Origin of the sequence: Pseudomonas sp. NFPP12 (assembly GCF_900103205.1) — a bacterium.
GTDB classification, from domain to species: Bacteria; Pseudomonadota; Gammaproteobacteria; order Pseudomonadales; family Pseudomonadaceae; genus Aquipseudomonas; species Aquipseudomonas protegens.
On sequence record NZ_FMWW01000002.1, the window covers coordinates 47,663 to 68,134 of the forward strand.

The window sequence follows — 20,472 nt, forward strand, 5'->3', positions numbered from 1 at the left end:
ACAACGCCCCACCGCTCATCCGTCGATCACAGCCCCTCCAGTTCGGCCATCAGGTCGCTCAGCCGATCCACTTTCTCCTCGCTGATTTCATTGGCCCCCAGGCCGTCGATGTACGCGGCCAGCTCCTGCACCGTGCTGCATTCGAACATGGCCCGCAGCGGCACGTTGCGTTGCAGGGTCTTCTGTACCCGTGAAGCGATCTGGGTCGCCAGCAGGGAATGCCCGCCCAACTCGAAGAAGTTGTCGCGCACGCCCACCCGTTCGACCTTGAGCACCTCGGCCCAGATGTCCGCCAGGGTTTGCTCCAGCTCATTGCCCGGCGCTTGATAGTCCTGGCTCTGCAGCTGGCCGATCTCCAGGGCCGGCAGGGCCTTGCGATCGAGCTTGCCGTTGGCGTTGAGCGGCAGGTGCGCAAGCCACAACCAGTGCAGCGGCACCATGTATTCCGGCAGTTCGGCGCGCAGCCGCGGCTTGATCCGCTCCAGGCATTCGCTCGGGCTCAGGTTCGTGTCACTGGCCACCAGGTACCCAACCAGGTGCTTGCCGTTGACGCCCTCCTGCACGCCCACGGCGGCATCGCGCAATTCCGGCTGTTCATGCAGGCGCGCTTCGATTTCCCCCAGCTCGATGCGGTAGCCGCGGATCTTCACCTGATGGTCAATGCGGCCAACGTATTCCAGTACGCCGTCGCTGCGCCGGCGTGCCAGGTCGCCGGTGCGGTACAGGCGTTCGCCCGCTGCACCGAACGGATGGGGCACGAAGGCCAGCGCGGTACGCAACGGGTCGCTGACGTAGCCACGGCCAACACCGGTGCCAGCCACGCACAATTCACCCACCGCTCCCAGGGGCACCAGCTCCAGGGCTTCGTCCATCAGGTACAGCTGGTTGTTGTCGGTGGGCGTGCCGATGGGCAGGTAGGCGCCACGGGTCGAGGCCATATCGACACGGAAGAAGGCCACGTCATCGGAGCACTCCGCCGGGCCGTAGGCGTTGACCAGGCCGACCTGTGGATAACGCAGCAGCCACTGGTGCGCCAGCTCGGGCGGCATGGCCTCGCCGGTGGGCAGCATCCAGCGCAGGCCATCCAGGGCGATGGCGTCCTGGGCGAGCATGCCCTGGATCAGCGACGGCACGCTCTCCAGCACCGTGATGCCCTGCTCCTCGACGTGGGCCAACAGCCCCTGGGGATCGTGGGCGATGGTGTTGGGCACGATGTCCACCCGAGCGCCGAACAGCGGTGCGGCAAGGAACTGCCAGACCGAAATGTCGAAGCTCTGGGACGCGGTCTGGGCGATCACGTCGGCCTCACTTAAGTGCAGGTACGGCACCTTGCTCAGCTGGTTGTTGAGCATGCCGCGCTGCTCCACCATCACGCCCTTGGGCAGGCCGGTGGAACCGGAGGTGTAGATCACATAGGCCAGGTTGTCCGGCGCGCTGTAGCGGCCCGGGTTGTGCTCGGCATGCCCGGCGGCTTGCAGCTCTTCCCAGACCAGCAGCCGCGGACGCCCGGCACAGCCGAACTCGTCCAGCAGGGCCTGGGCCTGTTCGCGGCAGGCCGCGGTGCAGACCAGGATCGGCGTGCGGCTGAGCTCGATGATGCGGCCCAGGCGCTGGCCCGGCAGGCCCGGGTCCAGGGGCAGGTAGCCGGCCCCGGCCTTGAAGCTGCCGATGATCATGCCCAAGAGTTCCAGGCCGCGCTCGGCCAGCAGGGCCACCGGCTGATCAAAGCCCACGCCGTTGGCAACCAGGGCGTGGCCCAGGCGGTTGCTGCAGCGGTTCAACTCGGCATAGCTGTAACGCTGGTCCAGGCAACTGGCGGCGATGCGTTGCGGATGAGCCGCCACCTGGGCCTCGAACAGTTCCACGTAGCTGCGCTCCAGCGGGTACTCATGCTCGCTCTGGTTGCAGCCGGCCAGCAGGAAGTCCTGCTCTTCTTCGCCCAGCAGCGGCAGTTCGGCCATGTCGCCATGAAAGCCCTGCATCAGCGCCAGCAGCAGGCGCTTGAACTCGCCGAGCATGCGCTCGATGGTCGCCTGCTCGAAGTAGCGCTGGTCGTAGGACAGGTGCAGGCCCAGGTCATCCCCCGGGTAGCACACCGCGGTGATCGGGAAGTTGGTGTGGGTACGGCCGGAATCCGAACTGGCGTTCAGGCTCTGGGCACGGTCCAGCACCGAGACTTCCACCGGCGCGTTCTCGAACACGAACAGGCTGTCGAACAGCGGCTGGCCCTTGGGCAGTTCGCTGGTTTCCTGGATCGCCACCAGCGGCAGGTACTCGTATTCGCGCAGCTGCATGTTGCTGTCGAGCAAGGCGCTGAGCCACTGGCGCACACTGCAGCGCTCACCGTCCTGGGGCAGCTTGACCCGCAGGGCGATGCTGTTGATGAACAGGCCGACGGTGCGTTGCATCTCCGGCATTTCCACCGGGCGCCCGGCCACGGTAACGCCGAACAGTACGTCGCGATCGCCGCTCATGCGCCGCAGCACCAGGGCCCAGGCCGCCTGGGCAAAGGTGTTGATGGTGAGCTGATGCTGCTGCGCCAGTTCCCGCAGTTGCGCACCATCCCGGGCATCCAGGCGGGTGTAGCAGTCGCCGACGATCATGCCGCCGCTGTCACCGGCGTGTTCGCGCAGGAACGGCCGGTCGCTGGGGATCGGCGTGGTGCGTTCAAAACCTTCAAGGTTCTGTCGCCACCACTGCCGCGCCTCGGACAGGCTCTGGTGCTGCAGCCAGCCGATGTAGTCGCGGTAACGCGGCGGCACCGCCAGCTGCGCCTCGCGGCCTTCACCGAGGGCGGTATAGATTTCGAAGAAGTCGTTCATCAGCAGCGAGCGGCACCAGGCATCGATGAGGATGTGGTGGTTGCTCATCATGAACCAGTAGCGCGCAGCGCCGACGCGGATCAGCCGCAGGTGGAACGGCGCCTGGTTGAGCAGATCGAAGCCGGCCTCGCGCTCCTGCTTATGCAAGGCTTGCAGCTTGGCTTCCTGCTCGGCCTCGGGCACCGCGCTCCAGTCGAGAAACTCGATCGGGGTGCGGCCCGGCTTGTGGATAACTTGCAGCATGTCTTCGCCGACGTTCCAGCAAAAAGACGCGCGCAGGGCTTCGTGGCGCGCCACCACCGCCTGCCAGGCCTGGGCGAAACGCTCCGGGTCCAGTTCGCTGTTGATGCGGTAGCGGTCCTGCATGTAATACAGGCCGGTGCCCGGCTCCAGCAGGGTGTGCAACAGCATGCCCTCCTGCATCGGGGTCAGCGGGTAGACATCCTCGATCTGCACAGCCGGTACCGGCAGGCCATCGAGCTGGGCCTGGGTCAGACGCGCCAGGGGGAAGTCCGACGGCGTCAGGCCACCGGCATCGTCCTTCAGGCAATGGGCGATCAGGCTGTGCAGCTCACCCAGGTAGGCGTCCGCCAGCTCGCCGATCAGCTCGGCGTCGAAACGTTCGCTGCTGTAGGTCCAGCGCAGCACCAGCTCGCCGCCATACACCTGGCTGTCGATGCTCAGTTCGTTGGGCAACGGTGCTTCCGGTGCATGGGCCGGGCCCACGGATTCATCCAGCGGGCGCAGCAAGGCGTCGGCGCCGAAGCTCTGGTCGAACTGCCCCAGGTAGTTGAAGGTCACCGGCGCCAGCGGCAGCGCTGCCAGGGCCTCGCGGCAGGCGTCATCCGCCAGGTAGCGCAGCACGCCGTAACCCAGGCCCTTGTGCGGCACGGCCCGCAGTTGTTCCTTGATGGCCTTGATCGAGGCCCCCTGCCCGGCCGCTTCTTCCACCTGCAACGGGGTCAGGCGCAGTGGATAGGCGCTGGTGAACCAGCCGACGGTGCGGGTCAGGTCGATCTCGTCGAACAGCGCCTCGCGGCCGTGGCCTTCCAGTTGCACCAGGGCCGAAGGCTGCCCGCTCCAGCGGCACAGCACCCGGGCCAGGGCGGTCAGCAGCAGGTCGTTGACCTGGGTACGGTAGGCCGCCGGCGCCTGTTGCAGCAGTTGCCGGGTGCGCTCGGCATCCAGGGTCACGCTGTGGCTGCGGGCCTGCTGATGCTGCTGGCTGCCAGCGGCATTCAAGCCTGGCAGTTGCGCGGCCGGGCCGGCCAGTTGCTGCTGCCACCAGCCCAGCTCTTCACGCAGGGATTCGCTGCCGGCATAGGCTTGCAGGCGGCTCGACCAGTCCCGCAGGGCACTGGTCTTGGCCGGCAGCTTCAGGGCCTTTCCGGCTTGCAACTGACGATAGGCGTTTTGCAAATCTTCCAGCAGCACGCGCCAGGACACACCGTCCACCACCAGGTGGTGGACGGCCAGCAACAGGCGTTGCTCGCCTTCAGGGCCGTCCACCAGCACCGCCCGCAACAGCGGCCCGTGTTCCAGGTCGAGGCTGCGCTGGGCGTCGGCGAACAGTGCCTCGCAGGTGGCCATGGACGGCACCCGCACCTGCCACAGCAAGGGAGCATCGGACAACGGCAGGTACTCGGCGCGCCACTGCCCGCCCGCCTGGTTGAAGCGCAGGCGCAGGGCGTCGTGCTGCTCCACTAGCGCCAGCAGGGCTTGCTCCAGCAACTGGGCATCAAGGACACCCAGCGGCTCCAGCAGCAGCGCCTGGTTCCAGTGCTGCGGCTGGGGAATGCGGCTGTCGAAGAACCAGTGCTGGATCGGCGTCAGCGGCGCTTCGCCACTGAGCTGGCCCTGCTCGGCGCTGACGCGCTGAGTGTGGCTGGCGACCCGCGCCAGGGTTTGCACCGTCTGGTGCTGGAACAGATCGCGCGGGGTGAAGTGGATCCCCAGCTGGCGGGCGCGGCTGACCACCTGGATCGACAGGATCGAGTCGCCCCCCAGTTCGAAGAAGTTGTCGTTGAGGCCCACTTGCTGCACGTTCAGCACTTCGCCCCAGACCCTGGCCAGGGTCTGTTCCAGCTCGTTGCTCGGCGCCACGTACTGCTGGCGGTTGAGCTCCGGGTCCGGCAATGGCAGGGCCCGGCGATCGAGCTTGCCGTTGGCGGTCAACGGCATGCTGGCCAGGAGGATCAGGTGGGTCGGCACCATGTAGTCCGGCAACTGGGTTTTCAGCTGCTGCTTGAGGGCTTCACGCAGGTTGGCCTGCTGCACCTCGTTGTGCTCGGCCACCTCGGTCACCAGGTAACCAGCCAGCTGCTTGCCGGCCGGGGTATCCAAGGCCAGCACCACCGCTTCACGCACGGCCGGATGATCCAGCAGGCGGGTTTCGATTTCCCCCAGCTCGATGCGGAAACCGCGAATCTTCACCTGATGGTCCACCCGGCCGATGTATTCCACCTGGCCGTCGGCGCACTGGCGCACCAGGTCCCCGGTGCGATACAGGCGCCCGCCATCGGTGGCGAACGGATCGGCGACAAAACGCTCGGCACTCATCCCCGGACGACGGTGATAACCCTGGGCCAGACCGGCGCCGCCGACATACAGCTCACCGGTCGCCCCTTGGGGCACCAGCGCCAGATCGGCATCGAGAATGTAAGCCACCCGGGCCCCGACGATGCTGCCGATGGGCACGCTGGCCACGCCTTCGGCCAACTGCTGCGGCGCCAGGCTGGCCAGGGGCATGACCACGGTTTCGGTGGGGCCGTAGGCGTTGAAGAACAGGTTCGGCTGGAAGGCCGCACGGATGCGCTGCAGGTGTTCGCCGGTCAGGGCCTCGCCGCCGGTGATGCACATGCGCACCGGCAGGGTCTGCTGCTGGGTCGCCAGATGCTGGGCCAACTGGCTGCCGTAGCTGGGGGTGAAACCGAGGATGCTGATGCGGTGCTGACGGATCAGTTGGCAGATCTCTTCGGCGTCCCACTGGCCCTGGGCCCGCAGTACCACCTGGGCGCCGCTGAGCAGCGGCACCAGCAAGCGCTCGGTGGCGGCGTCGAAGTTGATGGAATAGAAGTGCAGCTCGCAGTCATCCGGGCGCATGCCGAAGCGGCGGATCACCGCCTGGCAGTGCATGGCGATTTCCCCGTGGGACACCACCACGCCCTTGGGCTGGCCGGTGGAACCGGAGGTGTAGATCAGGTACGCCTGATGCTGGGGCAGGCTGATGAAGGGCAATTCGCCCGCCGGGTAGTCGGCCAGCAGCGCACCGTCCTCTTCCAGGCACCAGCGGCCGACTCCGGCCGGCAGCTCGCCCAGGGCGGCGAACATCCGCGCATCGCTGAGCAGCAGGCCGATGCCGCTGTCTTCGATCATGTAGTGCAGGCGGTCCAGGGGGTATTCCGGGTCCAGGGGCACGTAGGCGCCGCCGGCCTTGAGAATCGCCAGCAGGCCGACGACCATTTCCAGGGAACGCTCCAGGGCCAGGCCGACTCGCACCTGCGGGCCCACACCACGCTCACGAAGCATCCAGGCCAGGCGGTTGGCGCGGCTGTCCAGCTCGCTGTAGCTCAGGGTCTGTCCGGCGAAGGTCAGGGCCGGGGCGTCCTTGCGGGCCAGGGCCTGTTCGCTGAACAGGTGGTGGATGCACTGATCCAGGCGTTGCTCGCCAGGCTCGACGCTCAAACTGTCCAGCAGGTGCTGCTGTTCATCGGCCTGCAGCAGTGGCAACTCGCACAGGCGCCGTTGCGGGTCGTCGATCAGGACCTGCAGCAGATTACGCCAGTGGCCGGCCATGCGCGCAATGCGCGGCTCGTCGAACAGGTCGGTGCTGTAGGTCAGGCAGCAGCCCAGGCGCTGATCCAGGTCGGTGACTTCCAGGTTGAGGTCGAACTTGGTGGCCCGGGCATCGTTGACCAGGTATTCCACGGTCATGCCCGCCAGTTGCCGGCTTTGCTGGAATTCCCAGCGCTGGACGTTGCACATCACCTGGAACAGCGGGTTGTAGGCAGTGCTGCGCGGCGGTTGCAAGGCTTCCACCAGATGATCGAACGGCAGGTCCTGGTGCGACTGGCCCTCGATCACGGTGTGGCGCACCTGCTCCAGCAACTGGCCGACACTCATCTGCCCATCGAGCTGGCAACGCAGCACCTGGGTGTTGAGGAAGGCGCCGATCAGCCCTTCGCTTTCCGGGCGGATGCGGTTGGCCACCGGCGCACCGATGCGCAGGTCGCTCTGGCCGCTGTAGCGGTACAGCAGCACCGACAGTGCGGCGGTCATGGTCATGAACAGGGTCAGGCCGTGCTCGGCATTGAAGGCCCGCACCCGGGCCGCCAGCTCGTCGCTCAAGTCGAAGCGGTACAGCTCGCCCTGGTGGCTTTGCACCGCCGGGCGTGGCCGGTCGCTGGGCAGCTCCAGCAGCGGGTGTTCGCGGCCCAGTTGCCCGGTCCAGTAGTCCAGCTGGCGCTGTCGCTCGCCGGATTCCAGCCACTGGCGCTGCCACACGCTGTAGTCCAGGTACTGCACCGGCAAGGGTTCCAGGGGCGATTCGCGGTCGTCGAGGAAGGCTTCGTACAGCGCGCCCAGCTCGCGGGCGAAGATGTCCATGGCCCAGCCTTCGGTGACGATGTGGTGCAGGGTCAGGACGAAGTAGTGCTCCTGCTCGCCGGCCTTGACCAGGCAGGCGCGCAGCAAGGGGCCGGTCTCCAGGTCGAAGGGCTGGTGCGCTTCGCTGTCCGCCAGTTGTTGCAGGCGCTGCTGCCGCGCATCAGGGGCCAGGGCCGAGAAATCCTTCCAGGCCATGCGCAGGCCGGTGTCGGCATGCACCTGCTGGCGGGCCACGCCGTTGACGCTGGGGAAGGTGGTGCGCAGGGTTTCGTGACGCAGGATCAGCGCCTGCAACGCCGCCTCGAAGCGGCCCACGTCCAGCACCCCGGACAGCCGCGCCATGCCGCCGACGTTGTAGGCCGGGCTGTCGGGCTCCATCTGCCAGAGGAACCACATGCGCTGCTGGGAATAGGACAGCGGCACCGGCTGGCTGCGGTCTACCCGGGCAATCGGCGGCTGCTGGTTGCGCGCGCCGGACTCCTGGATCAGCAACACCTGTTCGGCAAAGTCCCCCAGCTCGCTGGCTTCGAACAGCGCCCGCAGTGGCAGCTCGACGTCGCAGGCCTGGCGGGTGCGGGAAATGATCTGGGTGGCCAGCAGCGAATGCCCGCCCAGGGCGAAGAAATCGTCCTTGAGGCCGATGCGTGGCTGGCCCAGCACTTCGCGCCATATAGCCGCGATCTGCTGTTCCAGTTCGGTGCTCGGTTCGACGTGCTCGCGCACCTGCCATTGCGGCTCCGGCAGGGCCCGGCGGTCGAGCTTGCCACTGGGGCTCAGGGGCATGGCGTCCAGACGCACCAGTTGCGCCGGCACCATGTATTCCGGCAGCTCGGCGGCCAGGGCAGTTTTCAGCCGGGCGCTTTGCTGCTGTTCATCTTCATCGTGCGCATTGGGCGTGTAGTAGCCGATCAACTGCGGGCCGGCCAGGGTGTCGCGCACCAGCACCGCGGCCTGGGCCACGCCGTCCTGGGCCAGCAGCCGCGCTTCGATTTCCTGCGGCTCGACCCGAAAGCCCCGCAGCTTGACCTGCTGGTCGAGGCGACCGAGGTATTCCAGCACGCCGTCGGCGCACCAACGCACCCGATCCCCGGTGCGGTACAGGCGCGCGCCCTCCGCGCTCAGCGGGTCGACCACAAAGCGTTCGGCGGTCAGCGCCGGGCGTCCCAGGTAACCCCGGGCCAGGCCCTGGCCGCTGATGCACAGCTCACCCGGAACTCCCGCCGGCAACGGATTGAGGTCCGCGTCCAGCACCCGGCACACCACGTTGCCCAGGGGCCGGCCAATGGGCGAACGCTCGCCGTCATCGACTGAACACTGCCAATGGGTGACGTTGATCGCGGTTTCGGTCGGGCCATAGCGGTTGTGCAGTTGCGCATTGGGCAACTGCTGCAACAGGCGATTGCGCAGCTCGGCCGGCAGGGCTTCGCCACCGGAGAACACCCGGCGCAGGCTGTGGCATTCGGCGCTCAGCGGCTCATCGACGAACAACTGCAACAGCGGCGGCACGAAGTGCAGCGTGGTAACGCCGTACTCCTGCACCAACTGGGCGATGCGATGGGGATCGCGGTGCTCGCCGGGGGCGGCGATCAGCAGGCGGCAGCCGGTGATCAACGGCCAGAAGCACTCCCACACCGACACGTCGAAGCTGATGGGGGCTTTTTGCATCAGCACATCGTCGGCCTGCAACTGGTAGCTGTCCTGCATCCATTGCAGGCGCTCCATCAGCGCGCGATGGGTGTTGCCGACGCCCTTGGGCTGGCCGGTGGAACCGGAGGTGTAGATCACGTAGGCCAGGTGTTCGCCGTGCAGGTGCAGGCCCGGCGCGTGGCTCGGCCAGCTGTCGAGCTTGAGGCTGTCCATGGCGATGGCGCTGACACCCGGGGCTTCGGGCATCCGGCCCAGCAGATGGGTCTGGGTCAGCAGCAGGCCCACGCCGCTGTCTTCGAGCATGTAGGCCAGGCGTTCGGCAGGGTAGTCCGGGTCCAGGGGTACGTAGGCGCCGCCGGCCTTGATGATTGCCAGAAGGCCGATCAGCAGTTGCGGCGAACGCTCGGCGGCGATGGCCACGCACACGTCCGGGCCGACGCCCTTGTCCCGCAGGTAATGGGCCAGGCGGTTGGCCTGGGCGTGCAGTTCGGCAAAGCCCAGTTGCCCGCCGTCCCAGACCAGCGCGGTGCGTTCCGGGCTCTGGCGCAGCTGTTCGTGCAGGCGCTCCGGCAGCCACTGTTCGGCCGGCGCGCAGGGGGCCACGCTCCATTGCTGCAGTTGCGCCGCTTCGGCGTTGCCGAGCAACGGCAAATCGCCCAGGGCGCAGTCCGGTTGCAGGCAGGCATGCTCCAGCAGGCTGATGAAATGCCCGGCCAGACGTTCGATGCTGGCCGCGTCGAACAGCTCGTCGGCGTAGTCGAAGGCCAGGCTCAGGCGGCCGTTGCGGTCCTCTTCGCTGTGCAGTTGCAGGTCGAACTTGGCCTCGCGGCTGTGCCACGGCAGCTCTTCGGCCAGCAGCCCCGGCAGGCGGCGCAAGGCACTGAGGTCGCGCTGCTGGTGGTTGAACATGACCTGGAACAGGCCCTGCTCACGGGCCTCGGGGAAGGCTTCGAGCAATTGTTCGAAAGGCAGGTCCTGGTGGGCCTGGGCCTCCAGGGCGGTGCGGCGGGTCTGCTGCAGCAGGTCGGCGAAGGACTGGCGCGAATCCAACTGCCCGCGCAATACCTGGGTGTTGATGAAAAAGCCCAGCAGGCCCTGGGTTTCCAGGCGCGGGCGGTTGGCGTTGGGCACACCGATGCGGATATCGCTCTGCCCGCTGTAGCGGTGCAGCAGGGTCTGGAACGCCGCCAGCAACAGCATGAACGGCGTGGCCTGCCGAGCCTGGGCGGTCTGGCGCACGGCTTCACTGAGGCTCGCGCTCAGGCGCAGGTCATGGCGCGCGGCGCTGTGGCGGACCTGGGCCGAACGCGGGTGGTCGGTGGCGAGGTTCAACACTGGGGCTTCGTCCGCCAACTGCTGTTTCCAGTAGTCCAGCTGGCGCTGGCCTTCGCCCTGGGCCAGCCACTGGCGCTGCCAGCTGCCGTAGTCGGCGTATTGCAGGGCCAGGGGCGCCAGCTCGAGGCTCTGGCCCTGGGCCGCGGCGGCATAGAGCCGCGAAAACTCGTCGATCAGCACATTCAGCGACCAGCCGTCGGCGATGATGTGGTGCAGGGTCAGCAGCAACTGGTGTTCTTCGTCATCCAGGCGCACCAGGGTCGCCCAGTACAGCGGCCCCTTCTCCAGATCGAACTGGGTCCGGGCCTCGTCTTCGCGGATCTGCCGCGCCCGGGCTTCACGCTCGGCCGGTGGCAGGTCGCTGATATCGATCACCTGCAGGTTGAATTCGCCGGCGGCATCCACCTGTTGCAGGGCCTGGCCGTCACGCTCGAAGAAGCGCGTGCGCAGCGCTTCGTGGCGCTGGATCAGTTGCTGGAAGCTGGCGCGCAGGGCCTCTTCGTCCAGCTCGCCGCGCAAGCGCAGGCCGCCGGGAATGTTGTAGGCGCTGCTCTGCGGGTCCAGTTGCCAGGTGATCCACAGGCGGTTCTGCGCCAGGGATTGGGGCAGCGGCTGCTGGCGCGACAGGGCATTGATACTGCCCTGGGCCACGCCGCCGTCCTGCTGCTGGCGCGCCACGGCAGCGCTGAAGGCACCCAGGGTCGGAGCCTCGAACAGCAGGCGCAAGCCCAGTTCCAGCCCCAGCTCTTCACGCAGGCGGGCGATCACCTGGGTAGCGGCAATCGAGTTGCCCCCCAGGAGGAAAAAGTGATCGTCGGCGGCCACTGAAGCGCATTGCAGTTGCTCTTGCCAAATGCGCCCGATCAGGGCTTGCAGCGCGTCACCGGCGCTTTCTGCGGCGTCAGCCGTTGCGCTGCCGGCCTGCGGGAACAGCGCGTAGTAATCCAGGCTGCCATCGGCCAACCGCGTGCGGCAGGCGGAACGCTGCAACTTGCCGCTGGAGGTTTTCGGCAGGGCCCCGGGGTTGAGCAGCACCACCACGCTCGGCGCTTCCTGGCAGGCTTCGGCCACCGCCTGGCGGATGGCCTTGATCAGCGCCTCGGGGGGCAGGATCTTCTGCACGCTGCGGCTGATTTCCGCGGCGATGCCGATGCCTTCCTGGCCCTGCTCGGTGACCGCAAACGCCGCCACCCGGCCCTTGCGCACCACTTCCACCTCGCGCTCGATGGTCTTTTCGATGTCCTGGGGGTAGAGGTTGTGCCCGCGCACGATCAGCAGGTCCTTCAGGCGCCCGGTGATGAACAGCTCGCCATCGCGGATAAAGCCCAGGTCACCGGTGCGCAACCAGGTACGACCGGCATGCTGGACGAAGGTCTTGGCGGTGGCTTCAGGATTGCGCCAGTAGCCATGGGCAATGCTCGGCCCGGCGGCCCAGACTTCGCCAATACGGTTGTCAGGCAATTCGCCCAGTTGCTGCGGATCCATCACCAGCACGGCGTGTTCCGGCTGGCTGAAGCCGCAGCTCATCATCGCACTGCCCTGCCCCGGCTCGGCGCGGTTCTGCGCCAGGGCCTGGTCGTCCAGGTGCAGGGCCGGGATGCCCTGGCCGCGCACGCCACCGGCCACGAACAGGGTGGCTTCGGCCAGGCCGTAGGAGGCGAGGAAGTTTTCATGGCTGAAACCGCAGGCGCTGAACTTCTCGGCGAAACGCTCCAGGGTGTCCAGGCGGATCGGCTCGGACCCCGAATAGGCCACGCGCCAGCCGCTGAGGTCGAGGCGCTCCAGGGCCGACTCGCTGACCCGTTCGCTGCACAGGCGGTAGGCGAAATCCGGGCCGCCGCTGATGGTGCCGCCGTATTCGCTGATCGCTTCCAGCCAGCGTACGGGCCGCGCCAGGAAGTAGGCCGGTGACATCAGCACACAGGGCACGCCGCTGAAAATCGGTTGCAGCAGGCCGCCAATCAAGCCCATGTCGTGGTACAGCGGCAGCCAGCTGACGATCACGTCGTCCGGGTTGAGGTCGATACCGAAGCCGCGACGGATCAGCAGTTCGTTGGCCACCAGGTTGCCATGGCTGACCTGCACGCCCTTGGGCAGCGCGGTGGAGCCCGAGGTGTATTGCAGGAAGGCGATGTCGTCGCCCTGCAGCGCCACGGCCTGCCAGTCTTCGGCCAGCCCGGCTTGCAGGGTGTCCACACACAGCAGTTGCGGCGCGCCTGGGGCCTTGAGTTCGTCCATCTGCAACAGTGAATCCCGCAGCCCGGCGCTGGTCAGCAGCAACCGTGGCTCGGCGTCGGCCATGATGGAAATCAGGCGCTCCTGGTGATGACGACGGGTGGACTCCGGCGGATAGGCCGGCACCGCGATCACCCCGGCGTACAGGCAACCGAAGAACGCCGCGACGTAGTCCGGGCCGCTGGGAAACAGCAATACCGCGCGATCGCCGAACTCGGCGTTGGCTTGCAGAGCCGCAGCAATGGTGCGCGCACGAAGGTCCAGGTCCCGGTAACTGAGGACCACGCTCTGATCCTGCTCTTCGGCGAGAAAGCGCAACGCCACTTGATCAGGTGCCAGGACTGCCCGGCGTTGAAGGGCTTGGGCCAGGGTGCTGGGGAGTTCGAACGCGTCCGTCATGGGGTTTCCTGCCAGGATTGTGCTTGCAATGGAGAGCGGGCCCTGCTCTCCCATAACTTTAATAACTATCTATCAATCAAATAGTTATAAGAAAGTCGTGGGCATCCGGAGGGCGCCGTGGCCGGGTCTGCTACCCGGAATCTTTCTCCAATGAGAACGGATGACGTCTTGAAATAATTAGTCCGCATCCTGCCCTTCAAGGCCTGATCCAGCCCACTGACGAGCAGCCGTTCGCAATCTGCACTGACAGAGAGCATTAGTTCTTTTTCTCAATTGACAATCATTATCATTCAGCCTAATTTGTCGCTCGATGTGTAGGACGGGTCAGATTTTTCTGACGTCCCACTAACCTCTTTGCAACAAGGTGATTTCCATGACGGAACAAGTATCCACAAGCAGGTGCGATTCACCGTTACTCCAGGCTTTTGTCGACAACCGTCTGATCCTGGTGAAGATTGCAGCCCGCATTACTGGCTGCCGATCCCGGGCTGAAGACGTGGTTCAAGATGCGTTTTTCCGCCTGCAGTCGGCGCCGCAGATCACCTCCTCGTTCAAGGCCCAGCTCAGTTACCTGTTCCAGATCGTGCGCAACCTGGCCATCGACCACTACCGCAAGCAGGCGCTGGAGCAGAAGTACTCGGGTACTGAAGAGGAAGGCTTGAATGTGGTTATTCATGGCGCTTCACCTGAAACCTCCCACATGAACTTTTCCACCCTGGAAAACATCGCCGAAGCCCTGACCGAGCTGCCCAGCCGCACGCGCTACGCCTTCGAGATGTACCGCCTGCATGGCGTCCCGCAAAAGGACATCGCCAAGGAGCTGGGGGTATCGCCGACCCTGGTCAACTTCATGATTCGCGATGCCCTGGTGCATTGCCGCAAAGTCTCGGGCAACCGCCCCGATACCTTCGCCCGTCGCTGACTGGCGCCCTGCATGACCCGGCTTGAAGGGTGCCTACACCTCAAGCAGGCCACTGCGGCCAAGCACCAGTAACGCTGCACGTTTATGCAACAGATCGAACTCCTGCTGGCAGAACCGACAACGGTCATGCGCAGCACAGGGCGGCGCGTGGGCGCCTGGCGCCGGCCGCTGCGCACCTGGCGGGTCCAGATACAGGGCATGTACCTGGGCCGACAGCCAGAAAGCCAGCCGATCCTGGCGCGCCGCCTCGGCTGCCTGGGCATCCACCGGCACGGGCGCCTGCCCCCGGCCCCGCAGAGACTCGAACAGCCTTTGGCGGGCGATGACCTCATCGATTCCCGTGAGCTGGCTAGTGGGCAGGGCTGCAACATTCAGCGGATCAACAGGGGACATGGCAGCGCTCACCGTCGGTTGGGCATTCAACCAAGTGACGTGGGCCGCCGCCGGAAATTTAGCCCGTCGCGGGCCGGGCCGGTCGCTGCGTGATGTCAGGCGTGGGGCACGCTCATCACCACAATGCGATAGGGATCGAAGATCTTGTGCATCTGGCCGTTGTCCCGCAGTTTTTGCAGGAGCCCGGAAAAGTCTTCGGCCGTGATCGGCGCCTTGGGCCGGATCAGGGCGTAATGGTGGTAGACCTGATCGATGCGTTCGGAAACCAGCAACTGCTCCGTGCTTTCGGCATTGCGCGCCAGGAAGTCGCTGAGGTAGGAGCGGGTCACCAGGGCGATGTCCGCCCTGCCCCGCAGGACCATCAGCAGGTTGCTGTCATGGGAATAGGTCAGGGTGGCGTTGTAGGTGTCGGCCAGGAACTTGGGGTCGGCGTTGAACTGGGCGAAGGCGTAGTGATAACCGCTGAACAGAGCCAGGCGCTTGCCCTTCAGGTTGGCGAAATAGTCCTGCTGGCGCCCGCCCTGACGCTGGGCGACGAAAATTTCCGCGTCTTCCAGGCCCATGTCGACACTGGTGTGGGCAATGTTCTGCCAGCCCCAGGCCGGGTTCTCGAAGATCGCCAGGTCCACCCGGCCCTGCTCGAAATCGCGGAAACGCCGGGGAATCGAGGTGGGCACCAGGACGAACTGATAGTCGCTCTGGGACTGGTTGAGGGCTTCCACCAGTTGCGGCAGCAAACCGGTGTCGGCACCGGTTTCTGGACGGACGGTATAAGGCGGGAAATGCGCCGCCGCGACCCGCACCAGCTGCGCCGAGGAGGCCGGACAGACCCAAAGTGTTGCCAGCGCCAGCAAGAGCATTCGCAAGGCTGACCGCAGCGGCAAGGACATCAAGGCAACACACCTCAAGGAAATGAAAATGAATGAGCTAAAGCTAGGCGTTTTCAGCCACTTCGACAACGTTGCCACGCACAATTAGCCAGCCGCTCAATGATCCTTGAGCACCAGCAGCAGGGCCTCCTGGGCCAGCTGTTCCAGAGTCATGCTGCCCTCGGCACGAAACCAGGTGGTGGTCCAGGACAGGGCGCCGGTGAGAAAGCGCCGGGTAATGAACACATCGCCCTTGATGAACCCCGCCTCCTTGGCCTCCCCCAGCACCTGCAGCCAGATCTGTTCGTAGATATCGCGCAGCGCCAGGACGGCTGCCTGGCCTTCCGGGGACAGTGAGCGCCACTCGTACACCAGCACTGCCATGGCTTCACCGCTGCCGCCCATGATCGACTGCAGTTCACAGCGGATCAGCGCCAGCACCCGTTCGCGCACGCTGCCGGCCTCGGCCAGTTCAGCGCGCATCAAGGCGGTGTTGTAGTGGATGGTTTCCTGCATCACCGCCCGCAGGATGTCGTCCTTGCTCTTGAAGTGATGAAAGATGCTGCCCGACTGGATGCCCACCGCGCTGGCCAGGTCACGCACGGTGGTGCGCTCGTAACCCTTGTTGCGAAACAGGTGCGCTGCGGTTTGCAGCAGTTTGCCCCGGGCGCTCTCGGGGTCGGTCACCTGGCCACTGGCGATCAGCTCGCGTACTACCTGCAGGGCTTTTTGCTCGTCCACCGGTGTTCTCCTACCTTCACGTCATCAATAGCTCAGCGTAACCCGGCAAATCCGGGCGCGGCGCGCGCAATTTAAGCCTCTGCCGGTTACCAAGCAAGCGCTTGGCCAGAAGAATAGGCCAACGTATTTACAAACCAAGCGCTTGCTTGGTAGCCTCCTCGCAGTTCTTCATTCGAGAGCCCTGTCATGACCAAGACCGTAAGAATCGGCTGCGCCAGTGCCTTCTGGGGCGACACCAGCAGCGCCGCGGCGCAGTTGGTGCAAGGCGGCCGCCTGGACTACCTGGTGTTCGACTATCTGGCAGAGATCACCCTGTCGATCATGGCCGGGGCGCGCATGAAGGACCCGACGGCGGGCTACGCCACGGATTTCGTCGAGGTGCTCAAACCCTTGCTGGGCTCGATCCGCGAACAGGGCATCCGGGTCATCAGCAACGCCGGCGGGGTCAACCCGCAGGCCTGTGCCAGTGCCTTGCAGGCCGCCTGCGAACAGGCCGGGGTGGCGCTGAAGATCGCCGTGCTGCTGGGGGACGACCTGCAACCGCAGTTCAAGCAGTTGAGCGACGCCGCCATTGTGGAGATGTTCAGCGGCGCGCCACTGCCGCCAATGTGCGTCTCCACCAATGCCTACCTCGGTGCCCCGGGCATCGTCGAAGCGCTGCGCCTGGGGGCGGATATCGTGATCACCGGCCGCGGCGTCGACAGCGCGGTGGTCAGCGCCGCCCTGGTCCACGAGTTCAACTGGTCCTGGCAGGATTACGACCGCCTGGCCCAGGCCGCCCTGGCCGGGCACATCATCGAATGTGGCGCGCAGTGCACCGGCGGCAATTTCACCGACTGGCGCCAGGTGCCGGACTACGAACATATCGGCTTCCCCATCGTCGAGGTCGGCGCTGACGGCCAGTTTGTGGTCGGCAAGGCACCCGGTACCGGAGGGCTGGTGAGCCCGCTGACGGTGGGCGAACAACTGCTGTACGAAATTGGCAACCCCAGGGCTTATCTGCTTCCGGATGTGGTGTGCGATTTCTCTCAGGTGGAACTGCGGCAACAGGGCCCGGAAAGGGTTCATGTACAGGGTGCCAGGGGCCTGCCCCCCAGCCACCAGTACAAGGTCAGCGCCACCTACCCGGACGGCTTCCGCTGCACCGCCAGTTGCCTGATGGCCGGGATCGACGCGGTTGCCAAGGCGCACCGGGTCAGCCAAGCGATCATCGACAAGACCAGCGAGATGTTCGCCCAGCGCGGCTGGGGGCCCTACAGCGAAGTGAACATCGAACTGCTGGGCAGCGAGGCCACCTACGGCCCCCACGGCCAGCGCCAGGACAGCCGCGAGGTGGTGATCAAGCTGGCGGTGCGCCATCCGAACAAGGCGGCGCTGGTGCTGTTCTCCCGGGAAATCGCCCAGGCCGCCACCGGCATGGCCCCGGGGCTCACCGGCATCGTCGGTGGCCGGCCGACGGTGTACCCGGTGATCCGCCTGTTCTCCTTCCTGCTGGACAAGGACGCCTGCCGGCTGGAGATCGACCTTGCCGGCCAGCGTCACCCTTGCGCCCTGCCGCACACCGACCGCCTGGACCCGGCGGCCCTGCCCGCCCCCCATTCCCTGCCCGCCCCCCGCGGCCGCGCCGATGCCAGCGTGGCGCTGGTGAAGCTGGCGGTGGCACGCTCCGGCGACAAGGGCAACCACAGCAATATCGGGGTCATGGCGCGCCACCCCGACTACCTGCCGTGGATCGCCGAAGCCCTGACTCCCGAGGTGCTGGTGGACTGGATGGGCCATGTGCTGGACCCGGTGCATGGCCGGGTCCAGCGCTGGTACCTGCCGGGCACCCATAGCCTCAACTTCCTGCTGGAGAACGCCCTGGGCGGCGGCGGCGTCGCCAGCCTGCGCATCGACCCGCAAGGCAAGGCCTTCGCCCAGCAGTTGCTGGAAATCCAGATCCCGGTGCCGCAGAGCATCGCCGACGCCGTCAATTAAAGGAGCTGCCGTGGTGTACGACTCGATTTTCAAAGCGCAATTGTTCGCCGGCCAGACCATCATCGTCACCGGCGGCGGCAGCGGTATCGGCCGCTGCACTGCCCACGAACTGGCGGCCCTGGGGGCCCAGGTGCTGCTGGTGGGGCGCAAGGCGGAAAAACTGCAGAAGGTCGCCGGCGAAATTGCCGAGGACGGCGGCAAGGCCGACTGGCAGGCCTGCGACATCCGCGACGAGGAAGCGGTCAAGGCCCTGGTGGCCCGCCTGATGGAGCGCTTTGGTCCGATCCATGGCCTGGTGAACAATGCCGGCGGCCAGTACCCGGCGCCCCTGGCCTCGATCAACCAGAAGGGTTTCGAAACCGTGCTGCGCACCAATCTGGTGGGCGGCTTCCTCATGGCCCGGGAAGTGTTCAACCAGTCCATGAGCCGCCACGGCGGCAGCATCGTCAACATGCTCGCCGACATGTGGGGCGGCATGCCCGGCATGGGCCACTCCGGTGCGGCGCGCTCGGGAATGGACAACTTCACCAAGACCGCCGCCTACGAATGGGGGCACGCCGGGGTGCGGGTCAACGCGGTGGCGCCGGGCTGGATCGCCTCCAGCGGCATGGACACCTATGAAGGCGCGTTCAAGGCAGTGATCCCCACCCTGCGTGAACACGTACCGCTCAAGCGCATCGGCAGCGAATCGGAAGTCAGCGCCGCCATCGTTTTCTTGCTCAGCCCCGGCGCGGCCTTCATCAGCGGCAGCACCCTGCGCATCGACGGCGCCGCCAGCCTGGGCAGCCGTGCCTGGCCCCTGGGCAAGGCACGCAACAGCGAGTCCTACAACGGCTTCCATCGCGCCTACCTGCCCGACGTACTCAAGGGCGAGGAATAAGCCATGCCGGTGATCCAGTCCCAACTCGACCCCCACGGTCCGCAGTTCGCACAAAACCGCGCAGCCATGCTGGCGGGCCTGCAACAGTTGCAGGAACTGCAGCAGAACCTGCTGGCCAAGGCCGCCGAAGCCAAGGCCAAGTTCGACCGGCGCGGCCAACTGCTGCCCCGCGAACGCCTCAACCTGCTGCTGGACCCGGGCGCGCCGTTTCTCGAGCTGGCCAGCCTGGCCGGCTACAAGCTGCACGACGACAAGGACGGTACCCAGGCCGGCGGCGGCCTGATTGCCGGCATCGGCTATGTGTGCGGCGTGCGCATGCTGGTGGTGGCCAACAACTGCGCGATCAAGGGCGGGACTATCTCCCCCAGCGGCCTGAAGAAATCCCTGCGCCTGCAACAGATCGCCATGGAGAACAAACTGCCAGTGGTGACCCTGGCGCAAAGCGGTGGCGCCAACCTCAACTACGCTGCGGAAATCTTCGTCGAAGGTGCACGCAGCTTCGCCAATCAGGCGCGGATGTCGGCCATGGGCCTGCCGCAGATCACCGTGGTCCACGGCTCGGCCACCGCCGGCGGCGCCTACCAGCCCGGGCTCTCGGACTACGTGGTGGTGGTGCGTGGCGAGGCCAAGCTGTTTCTCGCCGGCCCGCCGCTGCTCAAGGCCGCCACCGGTGAAGTGGCCACCGATGAAGAACTGGGGGGCGCCGAGATGCACGCCCAGGTGGCCGGCACCGCCGAATACCTGGCGGAAAACGACGCCGACGGCATCCGCATCGTCCGCGAGATCGTCAGCCTGTTGCCGTGGAACGCCCGACTGCCAGTGCAGCCCGCCAGGACCTGGAACGAGCCGCTGTATCCCATCGACGAGTTGCTCGGGCTGATTCCCGACGATCCGAAGAAGCCCTACGACGCCCGGGAAATCATCGCCCGCCTGGCAGACGGCTCGCAGTTCCTGGAGTTCAAGGGCGAGTTCGATGCCCAGACCCTCTGCGGCCACTTGCAGATCCAGGGCCGGCCCTGCGGCTTTATCGGCAACAACGGCCCGATCACGCCCCAGGGCGCGAGCAAGGCCGCGCAATTCATCCAGCTCTGTGACCAGAGCCAGACCCCGCTGCTGTTCTTCCACAACACCACCGGCTTCATGGTGGGCACCGAATCCGAGCAGCAGGGGGTGATCAAGCACGGGGCGAAGATGATCCAGGCGGTGGCCAATGCCCGAGTGCCGAAGCTGACCATCGTGGTCGGTGGCTCCTACGGCGCCGGCAACTATGCGATGTGCGGCCGTGGCCTGGACCCGCGCTTCATCTTCGCCTGGCCCAACAGCCGCACCGCGGTGATGGGCGGCGCCCAGGCCGGCAAGGTGCTGCGCATCGTCACCGAGGCCAAGCATGCGAAGAACGGCCAGGAAGCCGACCCGAAGATGCTCGACATGCTGGAACAGGTCACCGCGCAGAAGCTCGACAGCCAGTCCACGGCGCTCTACGGCAGCGCCAACCTGTGGGACGACGGGCTGATCGACCCGCGCGATACCCGCACTCTGCTGGGCTACCTGCTGGACATCTGCCATGAGGCGCAGGTGCGCGAGCTGGCGCCCAACAGCTTTGGCGTGGCGCGGTTTTGATAGGACATTTCGCGGTCTGACCCCACT

At 66.1% G+C, this 20,472-nt stretch carries 8 protein-coding genes; 4 read left to right on the forward strand and 4 right to left on the reverse strand.

What is annotated here, in order from left to right; translation table 11 throughout:
- Positions 1–26: 26 nt before the first annotated feature.
- On the reverse strand, positions 27–13,043 hold the full coding sequence (locus BLS75_RS07790) for a non-ribosomal peptide synthetase (RefSeq protein WP_072450594.1): 13,017 nt from the start codon (positions 13,041–13,043) through the stop codon (positions 27–29).
- Positions 13,044–13,416: 373 nt separating this feature from the next.
- Here BLS75_RS07790 and BLS75_RS07795 point away from each other — a divergent pair, with 373 nt between their 5' ends.
- Entirely contained in the window at positions 13,417–13,965 is a 549-nt protein-coding gene (locus tag BLS75_RS07795) for an RNA polymerase factor sigma-70 (RefSeq protein WP_011062465.1), read from the forward strand.
- A 33-nt stretch (positions 13,966–13,998) separates the two neighbouring features.
- Here BLS75_RS07795 and BLS75_RS07800 read toward each other — a convergent pair whose 3' ends face one another.
- The 3 genes from BLS75_RS07800 to BLS75_RS07810 all read right to left on the reverse strand — a co-directional run bounded on the left by BLS75_RS07800 (position 13,999) and on the right by BLS75_RS07810 (position 15,968).
- The gene (locus BLS75_RS07800; RefSeq protein WP_041774396.1) at positions 13,999–14,358 is read right to left on the reverse strand and encodes a hypothetical protein; all 360 of its coding nucleotides are present in this window, start codon (positions 14,356–14,358) and stop codon (positions 13,999–14,001) included.
- Positions 14,359–14,453: 95 nt separating this feature from the next.
- Entirely contained in the window at positions 14,454–15,248 is a 795-nt protein-coding gene (locus BLS75_RS07805; RefSeq protein WP_019095084.1) for a substrate-binding periplasmic protein, read from the reverse strand.
- 96 nt (positions 15,249–15,344) lie between these two features.
- The gene (locus tag BLS75_RS07810; protein ID WP_015636493.1) at positions 15,345–15,968 is read right to left on the reverse strand and encodes a TetR/AcrR family transcriptional regulator; all 624 of its coding nucleotides are present in this window, start codon (positions 15,966–15,968) and stop codon (positions 15,345–15,347) included.
- 186 nt (positions 15,969–16,154) lie between these two features.
- On the opposite strand from BLS75_RS07810, the gene BLS75_RS07815 reads away from it, so the two are divergent.
- Genes BLS75_RS07815 through atuC form a run of 3 tightly spaced genes read left to right on the forward strand, consistent with a single transcriptional unit; the run spans position 16,155 to position 20,445 of the window.
- Positions 16,155–17,945 (forward strand): acyclic terpene utilization AtuA family protein, encoded by a 1,791-nt coding sequence (locus BLS75_RS07815; RefSeq protein WP_015636494.1) that lies wholly within the window; start codon positions 16,155–16,157, stop codon positions 17,943–17,945.
- 10 nt (positions 17,946–17,955) lie between these two features.
- Entirely contained in the window at positions 17,956–18,825 is an 870-nt protein-coding gene (locus tag BLS75_RS07820; RefSeq protein ID WP_019095082.1) for an SDR family oxidoreductase, read from the forward strand.
- 3 nt (positions 18,826–18,828) lie between these two features.
- Positions 18,829–20,445, forward strand: coding sequence for a geranyl-CoA carboxylase subunit beta (atuC, locus tag BLS75_RS07825; protein WP_072450595.1), 1,617 nt, complete (start codon positions 18,829–18,831; stop codon positions 20,443–20,445).
- Positions 20,446–20,472: the final 27 nt, after the last annotated feature.